The organism is Candidatus Tisiphia endosymbiont of Metellina segmentata, from assembly GCF_964030715.1.
Lineage (GTDB): Bacteria > Pseudomonadota > Alphaproteobacteria > Rickettsiales > Rickettsiaceae > Tisiphia.
Map to the genome: position 1 here is coordinate 402,294 of NZ_OZ034919.1, position 17,883 is coordinate 420,176.

At 33.8% G+C, this 17,883-nt stretch carries 26 protein-coding genes, 1 tRNA gene and 1 pseudogene; 14 read left to right on the plus strand and 14 right to left on the minus strand.

Translation table 11 applies throughout. From position 1 onward, the window contains the following. The first annotated feature begins 3 nt into the window (after window positions 1–3). The 3 genes from nuoL (at window position 4) to blaOXA (ending at window position 3,427) form a co-directional block, all read left to right on the plus strand. Entirely contained in the window at window positions 4–1,929 is a 1,926-nt protein-coding gene (gene nuoL / locus AAHM80_RS02260; RefSeq protein WP_342260151.1) for an NADH-quinone oxidoreductase subunit L, read from the plus strand. A 140-nt stretch (window positions 1,930–2,069) separates the two neighbouring features. Next, window positions 2,070–2,429: a cyclase family protein gene (locus AAHM80_RS08565; protein ID WP_410521519.1), complete on the plus strand. Its 360-nt coding sequence runs from the start codon at window positions 2,070–2,072 to the stop codon at window positions 2,427–2,429. A 209-nt stretch (window positions 2,430–2,638) separates the two neighbouring features. Further along, window positions 2,639–3,427, plus strand: a complete 789-nt coding sequence (blaOXA, locus tag AAHM80_RS02265; protein ID WP_342260152.1) for a class D beta-lactamase — start codon at window positions 2,639–2,641, stop codon at window positions 3,425–3,427. Window positions 3,428–3,621: 194 nt separating this feature from the next. Here the strand turns inward: blaOXA and yidD are convergent, their stop codons facing one another. From yidD to AAHM80_RS02285, 4 genes are all read right to left on the minus strand, one after another. Then, window positions 3,622–3,861, minus strand: a complete 240-nt coding sequence (gene yidD / locus AAHM80_RS02270; RefSeq protein WP_342260400.1) for a membrane protein insertion efficiency factor YidD — start codon at window positions 3,859–3,861, stop codon at window positions 3,622–3,624. Window positions 3,862–3,991: 130 nt separating this feature from the next. Beyond that, entirely contained in the window at window positions 3,992–4,297 is a 306-nt protein-coding gene (locus tag AAHM80_RS02275) for an HU family DNA-binding protein (protein WP_341752074.1), read from the minus strand. Window positions 4,298–4,769: 472 nt separating this feature from the next. Continuing rightward, on the minus strand, window positions 4,770–6,140 hold the full coding sequence (gene mgtE / locus AAHM80_RS02280) for a magnesium transporter (RefSeq protein WP_341755048.1): 1,371 nt from the start codon (window positions 6,138–6,140) through the stop codon (window positions 4,770–4,772). Window positions 6,141–6,428: 288 nt separating this feature from the next. Further along, window positions 6,429–6,513 (minus strand) — tRNA-Leu (locus AAHM80_RS02285). A 300-nt stretch (window positions 6,514–6,813) separates the two neighbouring features. Between AAHM80_RS02285 and tnpA the strand changes: the two are divergent. Continuing rightward, a pseudogene (gene tnpA, locus AAHM80_RS02290) lies at window positions 6,814–7,035 on the plus strand (IS200/IS605 family transposase); the annotation flags it as partial. Here the strand turns inward: tnpA and AAHM80_RS02295 are convergent. Next, the gene (locus AAHM80_RS02295) at window positions 7,036–7,161 is read right to left on the minus strand and encodes a hypothetical protein (protein WP_342260153.1); all 126 of its coding nucleotides are present in this window, start codon (window positions 7,159–7,161) and stop codon (window positions 7,036–7,038) included. A 91-nt stretch (window positions 7,162–7,252) separates the two neighbouring features. Here AAHM80_RS02295 and AAHM80_RS02300 point away from each other — a divergent pair, with 91 nt between their 5' ends. Next, window positions 7,253–7,426 (plus strand): transposase, encoded by a 174-nt coding sequence (locus tag AAHM80_RS02300; RefSeq protein ID WP_410521520.1) that lies wholly within the window; start codon window positions 7,253–7,255, stop codon window positions 7,424–7,426. On the opposite strand, the gene AAHM80_RS02305 is transcribed toward AAHM80_RS02300, so the two are convergent. From AAHM80_RS02305 to AAHM80_RS02320, 4 genes are all read right to left on the minus strand, one after another. Next, entirely contained in the window at window positions 7,427–8,512 is a 1,086-nt protein-coding gene (locus AAHM80_RS02305) for a hypothetical protein (RefSeq protein WP_342260154.1), read from the minus strand. A 46-nt stretch (window positions 8,513–8,558) separates the two neighbouring features. Next, window positions 8,559–8,972 (minus strand): PIN domain-containing protein, encoded by a 414-nt coding sequence (locus tag AAHM80_RS02310; RefSeq protein WP_342260155.1) that lies wholly within the window; start codon window positions 8,970–8,972, stop codon window positions 8,559–8,561. Beyond that, window positions 8,963–9,241: an antitoxin gene (locus AAHM80_RS02315; protein WP_341755777.1), complete on the minus strand. Its 279-nt coding sequence runs from the start codon at window positions 9,239–9,241 to the stop codon at window positions 8,963–8,965. Before AAHM80_RS02315 ends, AAHM80_RS02310 begins: the two co-directional genes overlap by 10 nt. Before the next feature lie 97 nt (window positions 9,242–9,338). After that, on the minus strand, window positions 9,339–9,725 hold the full coding sequence (locus AAHM80_RS02320; protein WP_342260156.1) for a hypothetical protein: 387 nt from the start codon (window positions 9,723–9,725) through the stop codon (window positions 9,339–9,341). A gap of 108 nt (window positions 9,726–9,833) precedes the next feature. Here AAHM80_RS02320 and AAHM80_RS02325 point away from each other — a divergent pair, with 108 nt between their 5' ends. From AAHM80_RS02325 to AAHM80_RS02360, 8 genes are all read left to right on the plus strand, one after another. Then, window positions 9,834–10,049 carry a transposase gene (locus AAHM80_RS02325; protein ID WP_342260157.1) on the plus strand — a complete coding sequence of 72 codons (216 nt, stop codon included), beginning with the start codon at window positions 9,834–9,836 and terminating at the stop codon, window positions 10,047–10,049. Window positions 10,050–10,092: 43 nt separating this feature from the next. Beyond that, on the plus strand, window positions 10,093–10,593 hold the full coding sequence (locus tag AAHM80_RS02330) for a helix-turn-helix domain-containing protein (protein ID WP_342259385.1): 501 nt from the start codon (window positions 10,093–10,095) through the stop codon (window positions 10,591–10,593). Next, a complete protein-coding gene (locus AAHM80_RS02335) occupies window positions 10,587–11,147 on the plus strand; it encodes an IS630 family transposase (protein ID WP_342259384.1) in 561 nt (186 codons plus the stop codon). Before AAHM80_RS02330 ends, AAHM80_RS02335 begins: the two co-directional genes overlap by 7 nt. Before the next feature lie 108 nt (window positions 11,148–11,255). Further along, complete coding sequence (locus AAHM80_RS02340) at window positions 11,256–11,792, plus strand: head-tail connector protein (protein WP_342260158.1); 537 nt, start codon at window positions 11,256–11,258, stop codon at window positions 11,790–11,792. Between the two features lie 6 nt (window positions 11,793–11,798). Further along, window positions 11,799–12,137, plus strand: coding sequence for a phage head closure protein (locus tag AAHM80_RS02345; RefSeq protein WP_341751821.1), 339 nt, complete (start codon window positions 11,799–11,801; stop codon window positions 12,135–12,137). Window positions 12,138–12,156: 19 nt separating this feature from the next. Next, window positions 12,157–12,576, plus strand: coding sequence for a hypothetical protein (locus AAHM80_RS02350; protein WP_342260159.1), 420 nt, complete (start codon window positions 12,157–12,159; stop codon window positions 12,574–12,576). A gap of 194 nt (window positions 12,577–12,770) precedes the next feature. After that, the gene (locus tag AAHM80_RS02355; RefSeq protein WP_341751823.1) at window positions 12,771–13,013 is read left to right on the plus strand and encodes a type II toxin-antitoxin system Phd/YefM family antitoxin; all 243 of its coding nucleotides are present in this window, start codon (window positions 12,771–12,773) and stop codon (window positions 13,011–13,013) included. 4 nt (window positions 13,014–13,017) lie between these two features. Continuing rightward, window positions 13,018–13,284 (plus strand): Txe/YoeB family addiction module toxin, encoded by a 267-nt coding sequence (locus tag AAHM80_RS02360; protein WP_342260160.1) that lies wholly within the window; start codon window positions 13,018–13,020, stop codon window positions 13,282–13,284. A 146-nt stretch (window positions 13,285–13,430) separates the two neighbouring features. Here AAHM80_RS02360 and AAHM80_RS02365 read toward each other — a convergent pair whose 3' ends face one another. Beyond that, a complete protein-coding gene (locus tag AAHM80_RS02365) occupies window positions 13,431–14,225 on the minus strand; it encodes a hypothetical protein (protein ID WP_342260161.1) in 795 nt (264 codons plus the stop codon). Further along, window positions 14,212–14,628, minus strand: coding sequence for a hypothetical protein (locus tag AAHM80_RS02370; RefSeq protein WP_342260162.1), 417 nt, complete (start codon window positions 14,626–14,628; stop codon window positions 14,212–14,214). Before AAHM80_RS02370 ends, AAHM80_RS02365 begins: the two co-directional genes overlap by 14 nt. Window positions 14,629–14,945: 317 nt before the next feature. Here AAHM80_RS02370 and queA point away from each other — a divergent pair, with 317 nt between their 5' ends. Next, complete coding sequence (gene queA, locus AAHM80_RS02375) at window positions 14,946–15,995, plus strand: tRNA preQ1(34) S-adenosylmethionine ribosyltransferase-isomerase QueA (RefSeq protein WP_342260163.1); 1,050 nt, start codon at window positions 14,946–14,948, stop codon at window positions 15,993–15,995. 414 nt (window positions 15,996–16,409) lie between these two features. On the opposite strand, the gene AAHM80_RS02380 is transcribed toward queA, so the two are convergent. The 3 genes from AAHM80_RS02380 to AAHM80_RS02390 are packed head-to-tail and all read right to left on the minus strand — an operon-like array spanning window position 16,410 to window position 17,874. Further along, window positions 16,410–16,592, minus strand: a complete 183-nt coding sequence (locus tag AAHM80_RS02380; protein WP_342260164.1) for a hypothetical protein — start codon at window positions 16,590–16,592, stop codon at window positions 16,410–16,412. Window positions 16,593–16,600: 8 nt separating this feature from the next. Beyond that, on the minus strand, window positions 16,601–17,170 hold the full coding sequence (gene rsmD, locus AAHM80_RS02385; protein ID WP_342260165.1) for a 16S rRNA (guanine(966)-N(2))-methyltransferase RsmD: 570 nt from the start codon (window positions 17,168–17,170) through the stop codon (window positions 16,601–16,603). After that, window positions 17,167–17,874, minus strand: coding sequence for a pseudouridine synthase (locus AAHM80_RS02390; protein ID WP_342260401.1), 708 nt, complete (start codon window positions 17,872–17,874; stop codon window positions 17,167–17,169). The genes rsmD and AAHM80_RS02390 overlap by 4 nt, the downstream gene beginning before the upstream one ends. Window positions 17,875–17,883: the final 9 nt, after the last annotated feature.

The window sequence follows — 17,883 nt, forward strand, 5'->3', positions numbered from 1 at the left end:
GATATGATAGCTTCGGCAGCAACACTTACAGTAATGTTACCTTTAATCTCTGGTATTATCAATGGTTTGTTTTGTCAGTGTTTTAGCAAGAAGCAAGCAGCTTTTATTGCCACTATTGCAATAAGTTTATCGGCATTATTATCTATGTTTATATTTTACAATGTGGGTATAAACAAAGCCATTATTCATATAATTTTAGCAAAATGGCTAGAAATTGGTAACATGAAAGTAAGTTGGGCGATTTATGTCGATCAGCTAACCGCTATTATGTTTATAGTGGTTACTTGGATTTCAGCTGTAGTACATATTTATTCTCTTGGCTATATGGCGGATGATGATGGATTACCTAAATTTCTAGCATTTCTATCATTATTCACTTTCTTTATGCTAGCTTTGGTATCAGCAGATAATTTTGTCCAATTATTTTTTGGTTGGGAAGGTGTTGGCCTATGTTCGTATTTGTTAATTGGTTTTTGGTATCAGAAAGAATCAGCGAATAAAGCAGCAATTAAAGCCTTTATAGTAAATAGGGTAGGAGATTTTGCTTTTATACTTGGGATTATTACCATTATTGTTTATTTTGGTGTAGTTGATTTTGCTAGTGTATTTGATAAAGCAGAGTCATTATCTAAGATGCAATTGAGTATATTGGGTTTTAAAGCAACAGTAATTGACGTGGTATGTTTACTATTATTCTTGGGATGCATGGGCAAGTCGGCTCAAATTGGCTTGCATATATGGCTACCAGATGCTATGGAAGGACCAACTCCTGTCTCGGCACTTATTCATGCTGCAACCATGGTAACAGCTGGGGTCTTTTTAGTAGCTAGATGTTCTTATTTATTTGAATATAGTATAGGGGTATTGCACTTTATTGCCATTATTGGTGGTATTACATGTATATTTGCCGCAACTATTGCCATAGTTCAAGATGATATAAAAAAAATTATTGCCTATTCTACTTGTAGCCAACTTGGTTATATGTTTCTTGCTTGTGGTGTGTCAGCTTATAATGCTGGTATTTTTCATTTAGTCACCCATGCATTTTTTAAAGCTTTATTATTTTTATCAGCTGGTAGTGTAATTCACGCTTGTCATGAGCAAAATATTTTTAAGATTGGTGGTTTGAAAGATAAGATGCCAATTACTTATTGTAATTTTTTAATTGGATCACTGGCACTCATAGGTATTTATCCTTTAGCAGGATTTTATTCAAAAGATGCTATTTTAGAGCTAGCATATAGTAGCGGTGGTATCGGTACTATCGTGTTTATTCTTGGAATTCTTGCTGCAGTCCTGACTGCCATTTATTCTATGAAAATTATCTTATTAGTATTTCATGGAAAAACTAGACTAACTATTGACATCAATCATGTCCATGAATCACCCCATATCATGAATGGACCACTTAGTCTTTTAGTGGCAGGTAGTTTTCTTGCAGGAATGATAGGTTATTATATATTGTTTTTTGACAAACCAAATGGTTATTTCCTTGATAGTATATTTAACATTCATATTTACCAAATACTAGCAATTCATCCTCCTCTTTATATAAAATTATTACCAATGGTTTCGGGACTAATAGGTATTGTTTTGGGGCTTTATTTTTATAGAAGAATCAAAGAAAAAATAAAAATAGGATTTATAGAAAAGCTGTTGGTACATAAATATTATTTTGATGAGGTTTATGACTTTGTGATAGTAAGATTAGTAACTAACTTAAGTAAGTTATGCAATTTGATGGATCAAAGAGTGATAGATAGATTTGGTCCAAATAGCTTTGCTAAAACGGTAAATTACTTTGGTTTTTTGGTGAGTAGATCGCAGACAGGTTACGTATTTAATTACACTTTATATATAGTTTTATGTATAGTTGTTTATATTACTTTCTTTATAATAGGAATATTGCGAACTGATTCTTTTTGGTAAGTTTGAAGGAGGGATAGCCATGATTTTTCCATACAAAATTATTGATCTCACACACACTCTTGATGAGCAGACTCCTTCGTGGAGTGGAGGTTGTGGGTTTAATATTGATGTTAAATTGGATTATTCTGACTGCCGACAGAATGAAGAATTTCGTGTGCAGGGATTGGTACACATATGGATGCACCAGCACACTGTATTCCAGGAGTACTACCATTGATCAAATACCATTATCGCAGCTGGTTGCTCCTTGTGTTGTTATTGATGTATCAAGCTCTTGTCATGAGCGTTATAGTCTAAGACTAACGGACATTGAACATTTTGAAGAACAATACGGAATGATCAATGAGGGAAGTTTTGTGATGATCAAAACAGGATGGGAAAAGTTTTGGGGTGATCCGGGAAAGTATAGCAATAATCACATTTTTCCTTCTATATCAATTGAAGCAGCGGAGATACTGACAAAACGAGGTGTGTGCGGACTTGGTATTGACTGTCACTAGACGCCAGCAGATGGATTTCCCGTCCATAAATTGTTTTTGAGCAATGGCCGCAAATATATTGTTGAAAATGTTGCTAATTTGGCAAATCTACCTATAACAGGAAGCTGTATCTTAGCTCTGCCAATTAAGGTAAGAGGGGCAACAGAAGCTCCGATAAGGCTTATTGGTTTAATAAAAGAAGAAACAAACTTAAATTTTTAGAAGGTATAATGAAAAAACTTATTTTATATTTAAGCATTGGGTTATTGTTTAACACATCCTCACTGGCAGATACCAAATGCTTTTTGGCTAAAGAAAATGATAAAATTATCAAACAAGAAGGTGATTGTGCATCACGCTATGCACCTTGCTCAACGTTCAAAATTGCCATTAGTTTGATGGGATATGAAGAAGGATTGTTAGTTGATGAAACTCATCCTGAGTTACCATTTAAAGAAGGTTATGTAGATTGGCTTGACAGGTGGAAACAGCCCCACAATCCAACAACATGGATGCAAAATAGTTGTGTTTGGTATTCTCAAGTTTTGACGCAAAAGCTTGGGATGAGTAAATTCAAAGACTATGTTATAAAATTTAACTATGGGAATCAAAATGTTTCAGGCGATAAAGGTAAAAACAATGGATTAACGAATTCATGGCTATCCAGTTCGTTGGAAATTTCACCTGAAGAGCAAGTCGTGTTCTTACAGAATCTTATTGATAACAAATTACCAATAAGTCTTAAATCTCATGAAATGACAAAAAATATACTCTTTGTGGAGGAACTACCAAGCGGTTGGAAACTTTATGGGAAAACAGGCAACGGTTCTCAACTTAATAAAAATAGAACTAAGAAGTTAGACCTCCAGCAAGGATGGTTTGTTGGTTGGATTCAAAGAGATAATAGGACTATTGTATTTGTGAACCATATTACAGATGACAGTAAGCAAGACACTTATGCAAGCCTACGTGCTAAAGCAGAAGCAAAAGAAAAATTACTACATTTGATTAAAGACTGAGCAAAAATGATTTGAAAAATTAGGCTTCGTGAAGATTTTGTTTTTATGAGTAGCTCTATATACTCGAATGATCCTACAAATTGGAGTTGAAAATGAGGGGCAAGCGAACTAGGTGTACATTTAGTATATGAGTACGCGAGTTCCTGATATTTTCACAAAACAATTCTTCAAAGCATTCGAGTATACTCTTCCAATTAATTTTCAGGTTGGGTAGTATTAGGCACAGGATCATATCCACCTTGACAGAAAGGATTACACCTAATTATTCTCTTAATAAATAACCATAATCCTTTAATATTACCATGCATTATTATTGCTGATCTAGCATATTCTGAACATGATGGATTAAAACGACAATTATCACCAAGTAGGGGGGAAATAAAGAATTGATAAAATCTAATAAGTGTGAGTAACAAATTAAAGCGATGTTTCATTTTGATCATGGTTAGCTCAAAATAGAGTATAATCAAATAATTTAAAGAATTGTTTTTTAAAAATATCATGGGTTTGCATGCTCACCATTCATTTTCAAATCCAATTCTTCAAATCATTTGAGTATATTACTTACTTTGCAGTTTTTGGTTTTGAGTCTTTACGTCCATTGCAGGCAGATTTTAGTTTTTCACCAGCAGAGAACTTAGGTTGAACGTAAGCTTCAATTTTAAGAGGCTGACCAGTTCTAGGATTTTTGCCAGCTCTAGCTGCTACTTTACTAGAGTAAAACTTACCAAAGCCAATCAGTATTACGTCTTTACCTTCAGCAAGAATAGAAGTAACTGCATTGGTAAATGTATTTATAATTTTTTCAGCTTCAACTTTAGTACAATTTTGTTGGTTTGCTATATAATCAATGAATTCACCTTTGTGCATAAATTTTTCCTTTAAGTGAGTTAATTTAATTCAGCTAATGATAGCTTGTCTATCAGGTAAAGATATAGATATAGATGTTGTAAATCAATAATTATTAGCTATTAAAGTTATCTATATTATAAAATATTTTCACTTTACGTTTCTTTTTGATATTATTAACACATATCTCTATTTGTTGTTACTGGCTGTCAAGCATCATCATATAAGCATTCAAGCAGGGCAGTTTAAAAGTCACAGCTAATGATAGAAAAGTTTGTTTTTTAAAATGCATAAATGTCATTGCGAAGAGCCGCAAAGCGGCGACGCGGCAATCCAATAAATGTGGATTGCCACGACCACTACGTGGTCTCGTAATGATGTCTTGTACTTTTCTGCAATTTTTAAATTGCCATAGGGGTTATGCGTAAGGTGTGAGTAACTAATACTTCAATACTTCTTGTAGCACTTTAAACTCGATAATCTCAAGGCAAGTTTACACCAAAAAGGTATAAGCTAAAGTAAGAAAGGTAAAAAATGCAAATGAATCAGTTATGGTGGTTAAGAATACACCTGAGCCAGTGGCGGGATCAATATTTAAATAATGTAGAGTAATTGGTATTACTGAGCCAAAAAGACCAGCTATGAGAAACGTTAGGATAACGGCTATGGAGAAAATCAAGCTAAGATTTGGATCAGAAAGCATTGCTAAGCTTAATAGTGCCCCAACTAAGGCCAATATAGAGCCGTTAAATCCGCATACAGCTATTTCTTTAAGAATCACTCTCAGCACATTATTATGGTGAATATCTTTGTTGGCAAGTGCTCTAACTGTCACTGTCATGGCTTGTGTGCCGGCATTCCCTCCCATAGAAGCAACAATAGGCATAATAGCTGCTAGTGTTATAAGTTTTGAGATTGTAATACTAAACTGGTTAATAATTATCGATGTCATACAAGCAGTAATTAAATTGACAAATAACCAAGGGAATCTGTGTCTCACAGTATAAAATAGATTGTAAAATGTATCTTGAGTATGAACGCCACCGAGTGACATTATATCTTTTTCGGTTTGTTGTTCAATGATGTAAAGCATACTATCTATTGAAACGGTACCTATTAACTTGCCGCTTTTATTCACCACTGGTACAATTGTTAGAGCATATTGTTTAAAAATAAAACTTAACTCACTTAAATTAGTGAATACATCGGTAATTTTAAATTCAGGATTCATAAGATCTTTTACTAACTTATCCCCTTTATGCTTCAGTAAAGTGCTTAGAAGTATACTACCTATAGGTCGGTATTTACTGTCGAGTACAATAGCAGCATGAAAATCTTGTGTTATATGTTTGTGTCTAATAAAATCTATAGCCGTGGCTACTGTCCAATCTTCTTGAAATGACACAAAGTTTCTTTCGATTACCCTACCAACAGTATCTTCTGGGTAAGTACAGCCTTCTATAATTTGCTGTCTTTTTTCTGCTTTGAGATTATTTAAGATCATTTCTTTTGTTAGATCATCAAGATCCTCGATAACTTCAACAGCATCTTCTATAGCAAGTTGATTAATTAGCTGTACACTTTTCTGTACACCTAAAATTTGCATTATAAGTGGTTTACTGTTCACGCTAAGCTGTACTAAAGTTTCAGGCTTTAGTGTATCCTGTAACAAAGGAAGAATTGTTTTATAAGTTTTCTGATTTATATTATCTAAAACATCTGCAAGATCTGCATAGTGAAGATTACTCATAATCTCTATTGCTTTGCCAAATTCATCATTATTCAGAAGATTATTAATGTGCTCAAATGTTTCGTCAAATTGGTTTTGATGAACCGACAACATATTTTTTGATTGATTTTGCATAACTCCTCGTTTGAGTATACTGCTATGATTTCAAGAGTTAGTACGAAGGTCAACTTCAAGAAGAGCTAGGCAGTAGCAAAGTCGAGCAGCAGAGCATACATGAGTAACGGAGCAGCTTCGATTTTTAGATACGACGACCTTAATTCTTGAAGTTCACCGAGTATACTCAAATGATTTGAGTATATATACTGAATTTTCTAAAAGTACCCTCAATAGCCAAGAAGGATGAGTCACTTGTATTCTAACATGTTAGGTTTTATAAGACAACTAAGTTGAAACATATGGAATTGGTGCGGTCGAGAAGACTTGAACTTCCACTCTGTTAAGAACAACCCCCTCAAGGCTGTGCGTCTACCAATTTCGCCACGACCGCAATTAATAATAAGTTTTTAATAAAATTATTCCTGTAGCCTAAATAATTTTGGTTAATCCAAATAGTGTATATAACAAATTATTCTACTAATATCAATATATATACTCGAATGATCCTACGAATTGGATTTGAAAATACACGAGCATCCGTAATGGAAGTCAATAAGAAAATAATAACTCAATGATAGGTAAGCCACTAGTTTGACTAGTGAGACCATCAAGGCTTGGCCTTTAGATTTAGTATAAAATAAAAAGTTATCATATATAACTTCTTTGGCTTGACGGTCAAAGGAGAAAATATATGACAACATACGAAAGTTTAAATCATTCTAAATGGGATTGCAAATATCATATTGTGTTTATTCCAAAGTGTCGTAAAAAAGAATTGTACGGGAAGGTTAGAAAATATCTTGGGAACGTATTCCATGAGTTAGCTTTTCAACGTGGGAGAAAGATCATAGAGGGGCATATGGTACAAGATCATGTGCATATGCTCATCAAGATTCCTCCTAAATACACCGTGTTAATTATTGCAATTGGTATAATACATCGCCAATAAACGTATACGATTTCGACCATGCGGCTCATGTTTCATCATTTTTATAAAATCATGACCATGAAAACCTTGCGGTAATATTAACCTAGCCATTTGAGTACCTTTATCAGTTAAAAACCCATTTTACACCACTGCGTTAATTATTGCAATTGGTATAATAGGCTATATCAAGGGGAAAAGTGCTATAGCCGTTGCTAGGCAGTTTGGTGGACGAAAACGTAATTTTAATGGAGAAAAGTTGTGGGCTAGAGGTTATGCGGTCTCAACTGTAGGATTTGAAGAGAATCAGATCAAACACTACATTAAGAATCAAGAGCAACTTGATAGTTTAGGCTCTGACGAATCAGGAGAATTTTAATTAACAATGGCAGCCCTTTGGGCTGCTCATAACCGTCAAGCCCCTCGCTTTGCGAGGGCGTTCTGACTTATTTTTTTGTTCATTTAACTGTTGTAAAAATATATTAGGTATTTTTGTTTCATCACCACCAGTGGCAAATAGTTGGTGTAGCATTTCCTCAAACTTTGCTATATGCTGTTCTTGCTCAAAAAATTCTGGAAATTTAGCGATACCTTCTTGCCAAATACTATCTTTAATGGCTTGAGCTTCCTTGATATCGAATGATAATGAACTATGGTGGTTATTAGTTGTTGGATGAGTTTTATCCTGTAATTTATTTACAAGATTTTTAAATTGTTGATTAATTGCTGGATTATTAGTGGCAACATCTTGAGACAATAGCCCTGATGGTGAATAATAATGCTCTTTTAGTTTTTTAAAACCATAACCAAGGCTATACGAGACTGCATGCAGTCCAGCTCCAAATGCCCCACTAGCTAGAATATTATGAACACTATCACTTAAACCATAATCAACTTGCTCTAAGCTACGCTCACGGTGCATAAAAGGCTCTATTGCTGTTTGCCCAGCTACTCCACCAACAAAACCTTTAAACAAACCGGTTTTTAACGCTCCATATTTTAAGCTAGCTGCTGCCCACTTGGCTTGACCGCCAATAGGCACAAAGCTGGCTGCAATATTAACTGGGTTAAGATTACTACCTAACAACTCAGCAGCAAATTTTCCTACTTCTTCTTGGAAGCCGCCTTTACCTCTAGCCATTATATATTGGTCAATCTCTCTTTGTTGCTTTTTGCTAACCAAATACTCCACCATATCAGTTGTCATATATGGTTCATATTGCAAGCCGGTATCTGCATATTTTTGCTTAAATTCTTCTTCAGAGATAGTAGGCGTATCAACATATTCGGCTATATCCTGCATCTCAGGTGATAGCATATATTTTAGCTTGTCCCTTAAATATATGCTAGAATCAGTAAAACCAAGGTTTAATGCAGCATTCCATACATCCAAGCTTGCTGCACCAAGATTATCAAGACCAAAACTATCTCCCCTCGATTTAATAAATAGTGCCTTACTGCCCATCTAACCCCCTTCTAGGAAACAAGAGTAAATTTGCTTGTTTCTTCCATTATGAACTTGATCGTTTGGTATCAAGTGTCACTACTTCTAATCCTTTTATTCTATTAAAATCTCGTCCATTCAAAGTTAATATTGGATATCCATGAACTATAGCTGATGCAGCAATTAACATATCATGAATACCTATTGTAATATTTTCTATAAATAAATTATATAGGATATGATTATATATCCTTGCTTCTTCAACTCCAAAAGGCAACACGCTAATTGAGTTTATTATATGCTCGACAAATACTGATCTTTTCATTCGACGTTCCTCAGTATTTGATCTACTAACTCCTGTTAACAATTCTGTAACAGTAATAGGACTAATATAAGATTGCTCATATTGAACCAATTTAGCAAAATCTATTTTTCCTTTTTCTACTGCTATAATTACCGAACTATCAATTATTAATCCCATTTATTTCCCCAATCCTGTAACTTCAATGATTTAACTGCATTAATATCCTTCTCAAATTCATCTATATCATCTTTATCAAGATGAGGACCATTACGAAAAAATTCATTTAAGTCTTTTATCGCTATTGTATTACTTGCTTTAACTGGCATAATTCTTGCTACTATATTCCTCCCTTTCTTAATATTAAAAGTTTCTCCTCTATATTGTACTTGACCAACAATATCTGAAAATGAACGTACCATCTCTGTCACCGTAATTACTTTTGGCATTTTTACCCTCATTTAATGATTATACAATACATAATATCATATATTATGATTCTATACAAAAGTATATCTATGCCATTTTTACATAATGCATAGCATTTTATTTGGTGCTTGTTTCAAACCATGGGTTAAACAATCTATCCATCGTAGAAATAGGATCGTTTAATTGTATTAAAGGCACGGTAAATATAGTGCTAGGCGAAGAAAACAAAGGATGAGTGCCTTGTTCGTCAAAATAGACAAAATATACTGCCTTCTTATCTTCTGTTATCCTAAATTGCCCATCACTTAATACTTCCTTGATTCTTCTAACAAAAGCTTGTTGTATTTGTGGGTCGCTGTAACCTTGACCAAATGAGCTAGTGATATCATAAGCAATATCACCCTTAATTATATCACGCCGTAATTTATTGAGATGATAATTTACGTAAGTCTCATCTAGCTTAACTACTTCCCCTTGATCTACTAAGCTAGCTGGTAGGTGCAAATTAACTAGGTTCTGTTGACAAAAATTATAGTTAGGCAAGAGGAATAAAAAGTTGCCATAGTAAGAAGAAATGGTAGTTTCTAGTTATCAAAAAAAGGAACTACCAATATGAAGTATTACATAGAAGAACAAGCATGGGAAGTAATTTTATCATTTTTTAAGGAAAGAAATGGTATACACAACAAGAATGAAGAAAAAATGAGACATTTTATTGAAGCAATATGGTTTATTGTTAGAACAGGTTGCCAATGGCGTCTTCTACCTGATGATTATGGTTGTTGGTACAGTATTTATCGCAGATTTAATACCAATTGCAATAATTAACGCAGTGGTGTAAAATGGGTTTTTAACTGATAAAGGTACTCAAATGGCTAGGTTAATATTACCGCAAGGTTTTCATGGTCATGATTTTATAAAAATGATGAAACATGAGCCGCATGGTCGAAATCGTATACGTTTATTGGCGATGTATTACCTTCAATTAGGCAAATCTTTTAAAGCCATATCTGAAATAGTGAAGTCACACTGGAAAACTGTGCAATCATGGCTCAGAAGATTTAGGAATCATGGTTTTGAAGGATTATTTGAATCACAAAGAAGCGGTGCCCCTAGGAAGATTAACACTATACAAGAGTCTGCTCTTTTTGATAAAATCAATACGCTCAGTGAAAGTAAAACTGGTGGGTATATAACTGGAAAGGAGCTACATATCATGTTACTTGAGGAATATGGTGCTAAATGTACTTTAAAAACAGTCTACAATACTATGCACCGCCTTGGTTTTAGCTGGATTACTTCTCGTTCAATGCATCCAAAGTCAAATCAAGAGACTCAAAATACATATAAAAAAACTTCCCAGACATGCTAACAGAATTATTACCAAAAAATATCGATAGATGTAAAGTTGATATATGGTCTCAGGATGAAACTCGAGTTGGGCAACAAGGTAGCTTAACTCGTATATGGGCTAAGCGTGGCACTAGACCCCGTAAAGTTCGGCAACAGCAATTCATTTCAACATATATTTATGGAGCTGCTTGCCATGATACAGGAGAAGCTTTTGCATTAATTTTACCATATGCAAATACACAGGCAATGAATAAATTCTTAGAAGACCTTTCTCGCAGTATTCAAGGCAACCGACATATAGCTTTACTAACGGATAATGCAGGTTGGCACACAGCCAAAAAACTAACTGTGCCAAGCAATATCACTTTGATACCGCTTCCGCCCTATGCACCGGAACTTAATGCAATGGAACAAGTTTGGGAATGGATCAAAAATCATTTCTTGTCTAACCAATGTTATGGTGTATATGAAGATATCGTCACTATGGCTTGTTACGCTTGGAATCAATTTGCTCATAATGTAGATTTAGTAAAATCAATTATGTATAGAGACTGGATAAATACACCGTGTTAATTATTGCAATTGGTATAAATCAGAGTGCTATTAAATTGGCGATATTTAGTTAACCTAATCTCAATTTCGGATTAATTTCATTAATCCGAAATTAGAATGAGAATGTATATGCATAAAGAAAATATATTTAAAGTTATTGAATTAATTCCTCAGACTATTTGGACTTTAGTAGAAGTTAAAAACTATATGAGGATAGAAGGAAATTATGATGATGAGTTAATTAGTGGCTTAATAGGTGCGGCAATTATGGCTGCTGAGAATTTTACTAAACTTACGATAATAACAAGGCGGGTAGAGTTTATTTGTAACATTAAAAATCAACAAAATTTTCAGCTAAAATATCAACCGATAAAAGAGATAGTGAAGATTGCTCTAACAAATAGTAGTGAATCGATTGAACTGCGATCTGATCAATATTATCTAGATCATGATCGATCGTTATTATGTTTGAATAAAAAGTTAGAAAACTATCAATTAATAGTTGAATATATTATTGGATATGATAAAATTAATATTCCAGCTTCAATAAGGCATGGCATATTAATGCATATAGCAGAAATGTATGATAGGGAAAGGCAAAATGCTACTTCTTTGTCAACGGAAGTTAAAAATTTATATTTAGCATATAGACAATTAAAAATATAGTTAAAAATGAAAAAATCAGTAGCACGTAGTTTGCAGCATCAGGTAAAAATTTTAGAAAACTTTTCTACAAGTGAAATAGAGCAAGAAAAATGGCAAGAGAAATTATCTGTTTATGCTGAAATAAAACCTATTTGTGATAATCGATTTACATCGATAGAACATGTGAATTTTGGTCATATTATGACGGAAGGGTTTTATCTGTTTAAAATAAGATTTATCAAAGAAATTACCACCAAGATGCGTATATCATTTAGAGATAGGCAATTTGAGATTAAACGGATTATTAACGTGGCAGAACAAAGTAAATTCTTGAATATCGTAGGGCTAGAGATATATGTCTGTTAATTTTATTCATGATTTTCACATGACAATATATAAATTATTATCTAATGACCAAGATATTAGACTTAGCGTTGATCGAATTTACATATCGGTAGTCCAAGATGCAAAATATCCGTGCTTACTAATAAATATTTTGAAAGTTGAAAATATATCAAGATTAGATCAAAATATTTACGAGGTGGAATTTGAGATAAGTGCTTTTGCTAGGGATAAAAACCAAGGCCTATTGACTTTACTTGCTGAAAAAATTACTAATAAATTAACAGCTAATGCATGTATTCTTCAAGATTATATTGTTGCTAGTATGAAAGCATGTAATATAAATTTTCAGCGTAGTTCTGACCTTATAACTACTAAGCTTACGATAGATTATAAAGCTTTATTAAAGGGAAGCAAAATTGGCAAGAAGTCTGTAGTAAAAGGGATGAAAGATATTGATTAACAGTACCATATATAGTACTATTAGACTTGCTGCATAAATCAAAGATAGTTGAGGGATTTTTAGGAGAAACGAAGCCGAGTACCGCAGCGTACACAGACGTACGTGAGGAGCGGAGGCGAGTTTCGACGACAAAATCACCAACTAGATTGACTTATGCAGTAAGTCTATTAATTAACATTTTAAAAGGAGTAATTATGACATATTTAATAGCTAGTGAAGCTAGAAAGAACTTATATAAATTGATAGATTTGGTAGCAGAGAATCATGAGCCAACAATAATAAAAGGTAAAAGAAATGCAGCAGTTTTAATTTCAGAGCAGGACTGGGAAGATATTCAAGAGACATTATTTGTAGCAACAAATAAAGAATTAAGCCAATCCATAATTAAAGGTCTTGCTACTGATTTTAAAGATTGTAAGACAAAACTGGTGGATTAGCTAGATGTATAGTTTGTATTTTACTAGCGATGCTTGTAAAGATTTTAAAAAGATTAAAAAATCACCTTTGCAGAAGCAAATATACAAGTTATTAGAAATTGTAGGTAATGATCCATTTCAAAATCCGCCGCCCTTTAAAAAGTTAAGAGGTATGTATTTGGGGGCTTATTCAAGAAGGATTAATTTGCAACATAGATTATTTTATGAAGTAGATATGGTAGATAAGAGGATAAAGATACTACGTATGTGGAGTCATTATGGAGATAATTAAGAACTATAGCTAACCCGTTAAGGTTTTAGATAGCCTCTACGTCATTGCGAGGAGTCACTTCAGTGGTGACGAAGCAATCTAGGAAAGGGTGGATTAGCAATGGATTACCACTACACTCACGTGGTCTTGCAATGATGCCTAAGATATCAATAACTTATTACGTGGGTGTGGGCAGTAAATTTCTCAGTACTATTCTTGTATTCAAAATTAGAGAGAACATAATTATAAGCTCCTCCAATAATGCTGCCATTAGGTAACTCTAAATCGCCTCCAATAGTTGCAGCACTAGTTCTGCCAGTATAGCTACTTAACAAGCATTTCCCATTATATTTGGTTATACCTATCGTACCACTAACCCACACATTTTTAGGAACAATATCATCTTCATCATCAGCAGCGGGAGGAGGAAGATTGTTTAGATGCCTTAAATCTCTTAATCTTAAATCAATAGATGAGTTTGCGAATTCATGAGACAAGATAATTATTTCATTCAGTGCTAAGGCAATCGCAAATGCCACTGTTTCCCTTGCTATCTGTTCAACTTTTTCTTGTGGCACTATAGCTTCTGCTGCCGGTGCTGCTCTTTCTCCTACTGGTGGTGCTGCTTCTCCTCCTACTGGCGGTGCTGCGGCTCCTCCCCCTGCTGGTGCTACTCCAGCAGCTCCATCTCCCCTTGCTAGCGGCACTCCAACAGCTGCATCTCCCCTTGCTGGCGGTACTCCAGCAGCTGCATCTCCCCTTGCTGGTGCTACTCCAGCAGCTGCATCTCCCCTTGCTAGCAGTACTCCAACAGCTGCATCTTCCCTTGCTGGCGGTACTCCAGCAGCTGCATCTCCCCTTGCTGGCGATAGTCCATTATTAGGAAATAAAAGTGGGGCAGGATTATATCCTGATCCAACTCCTTCTAATCCTGCTTGTTGTGGTACATTAGTTACTGGCACTATTGGTTGTTGTCCATCGGTTGTATTCTTTTGATTTTTTTTTTATTTTTTCTATATCCACATAAGGTTCATCAGGGGCTATATCATCATAAAATTCAGAGGGAATAAATTCAACATTCAGCTCTTCTAGTTCGAATTCATTTTGCCCTTGTGTTTTTTTACGAAAAAATTTAGCCGCATTAGTTAGGTAAGAATTGGGTTGGTTAACACCCAAATGTTTTTTAAACTGTTCCAATGCTCGTTTTTCATTAATAACCAATGGAGTATTAAAAAGTTCTACAGCCTTATGCCTAGAGGAATCACCAGTTCCATATACCGTAATTGGTATAATAATTACAGTCCCTAATGCAGATATTACAAATAGCACCTTTGCTATAAGTATTTTAACCTTAGATAAGCACATATACTGCTCGTAAATGAAGAGTTGGTAGACGATAGTATAACTTCAAGAAGAGCTAGGAGTGTCAAAGTCGAGCAGCGGAGCGTACATTAGTACGTGAGCAGCGGAGATCTTTAGACACGACAACGCCAATTCTTGAAGTTCACCGAGTATAGAACCTATTTTAATAGGTTAAAATATAATAATATGGTGTAGATAGTAGAAAAGAAACCTATAATTGTATAGCTAATATTACAGTAACACAAGGGATTTGTGAAATAATCATTGACGAGCAGATTATATTAAAACATAATCGCCCCCAAATTTATATGAGAGGTACAATGAAATTATCTGATTTTGATTTTACCTTACCGACTGAGTTAATCGCTCAGAAACCAGAAAAAAAACGAGAGGACTCTAATTTGTTGGCAGTAGCACCAAACAAAGACTTAGTGCAGACCAAGTTTTATGATATAATTGACTATCTATGCCCTGGTGATTTAATGGTATTTAATGATACTAAAGTTATTAAAGCCAAATTGCTACTAAATAAAGCTGGCAAAAAAATCGAATTATACCTAAACAAGACAATAAGTGATAATTATTGGCATGGTTTTGCCAAGCCGTCCAAAAGACTTGATATTGAAGATCAGTTTGATTTTGCTGGTAATAAGATTATTATAAGTAGAAAACTTGGGATGGGACAGGTTGAAGTCACGTTTGTTCTAGATAATATTTCAGTTTTTGAATTTTTAGAAAAATACGGTGAAATCCCTCTACCTCCTTATATAAAGAGGCACGAAAATTTACTAGAGGATAATAATAGATATCAAACAGTCTATAGTAAAAAACCTGGGGCAGTAGCAGCTCCAACTGCAGGGCTACATTTTTCTGATGAATTATTGGCATTAATTAAAGCAAGAAATATTGAAACTGCTTTTATTACTTTGCATGTTGGAGCAGGGACGTTCCTACCAGTTAAAACTGAAGATATTGATCAACATCAAATGCATTCAGAATATTATCATATAGATAAAAAAACCGCAAATATGATTAATAAGGCGAAAAAAGAAAATAGACGAATAATAGCCGTCGGAACTACCAGCTTACGAGCATTAGAAGGTAACGCCATTGCCAATTCTCTTAATGGGCAAATAACAAGTGGTGAATTTGAAACAGACATTTTTATCAGACCAGGATTTAAATTTCAAATTGTTGATATGCTAATTACCAATTTCCATTTGCCAAAGTCTACATTATTCATGTTAGTTTGTGCTTTTGCTGGTTATAAGGAAATAACTGATATCTACAAATATGCTATAGATACGAGAATGCGGTTTTTTAGTTATGGTGATGCGATGCTTCTTTATAAAAAGCTAGAAGAAAGATAAGAATTATCAATTCTTATCTTTCTTACAAAGAATTCTTAAGGCTTTAAAAGCATTAAGAACTATCCATGGTAAAAATACAAAATATGCCGCTTTTCTATTCATATAGCAATATTCAGACCAACTGCTTAAAGGTTTGTTATCGTAAATATCTACGATAATAAATATAATTGTTATTCCTAACCAGCTACATAATGCAAAAGTGCTTATAATCAGGAAATCTAAAATAATATAGATTTTGCCACTCTTATTTTTAAGATAATATTCATTAGCCAAAATCAATAATATAAACGAACAAATAGTTAGTAATATACAGAGAGTAAGCTTTAGCACCATAGTGAAGCAAAATAAGCTCACTTATACAAACCATAAATATTATTGCTATATTTTAAACCTTTGAATAATATGCTAATCAATTCAATAGCCACTATAGTTCTTCTGCATATCATCATGCCAATCATAGTAATGTAATTCACCACCCGTTGTCTCTACAGTAGAAGAATTCGTACAAGTAGCTTGATAATTGTCTACAGCTGTATTAACTGCTCCTGTTAAACTCTTTAGGCATAAAATAAAATTTACAAAAGGTTTATTTTCCATAATCTATATTATAGAACATTTATGTATTTTAAGATAAGCAATTTACTATCACCGTATATTTTTTCTTTAATTAGCTGTAAAGAATCATCGCTAAAATCTTCATTTTTAGCAAGTTCGACTACAATAATGCTACCATCTTTTAACCATTGACCTTTTTTTAAAGCATTAACTGCCTTCGATACAAGATTATGACCGTATGGTGGATCAATAAAAATTAGATCAAAGCTGTTTTTACATTTTGGCAAAGCTATAGCATTGATATTTAAGAAAGTCATTTTATCCAGCTTACCTATTTTACTAGCAAACTCTTTTGCTGCCTGTAAATAATTAGCATTTATATCAACTAATGTAACTGCTCCAGCACCTCTAGAACAGCTCTCAAAAGCTAGACTACCAGTGCCGGCAAATAAATCGAGAACTTTAGATTCATTGTTAAATAACCTACAATCAATGAATTCTCCTGAAGTTAGTATACTAAAAATCGCCTCTCGGATTTTCCCTGTGGAAGGACGATAGTTAGAGTTTTTTAAGGTAGGTATGATCCGATTTTTATGTTTGCCTGCTATAATTCTAATCATAAAAATTTCTTAAATTTTTCGAATGGCTGTTCTTTATACTGATTTGGTTGCAAATTACCTAATAAAAAATCTCCATAGCTAATTCTAATTAACCGGTTAACAGTCAAGCCAAAATGTTCAAATATCTTTCTAATTTCACGATTTTTACCTTCAGTCAAAACTACTTCAAACCAACAATTTGTCCTGCCTGATTTTATTAATTTAATTGATTTAGGATCATAACGTATTTGATCAATTTCTATATTTTTATAATTTTTTAGCAAAAGATTTGGGTTACCATATGCTCTGACTTTATATACACGTTCTATTTTACTTGATGGTAGCTCAAACTTTCTTGCTAAATCACCATTATTGGTTAGTAATAATAGCCCTTCACTATTGATATCCAGTCGCCCTATTGAGATTACTCTAGGCAGATTCAGCTTTGCAAGACTAGCAAATACCGTTTCTCTACCACTTGTATCTTTATGCGAAGTAATGAGTCCAACAGGTTTGTAATATACCCATAAACGCGGGATCTGTTGTTGATTTATTAGTTTTCCCGACACCTCAATAACACTAGTTTCATCAACATTGGTTGCTGGTGAATCAATAATAACGCCATTTACTTTTACTTGCTTATTTTTAATAAGCAGTTCTGCATCACGCCTTGAACATATTCCTGCCGTACTAATCGCTTTTTCTAACCGTGTAAATTCATGGATAAATATTAA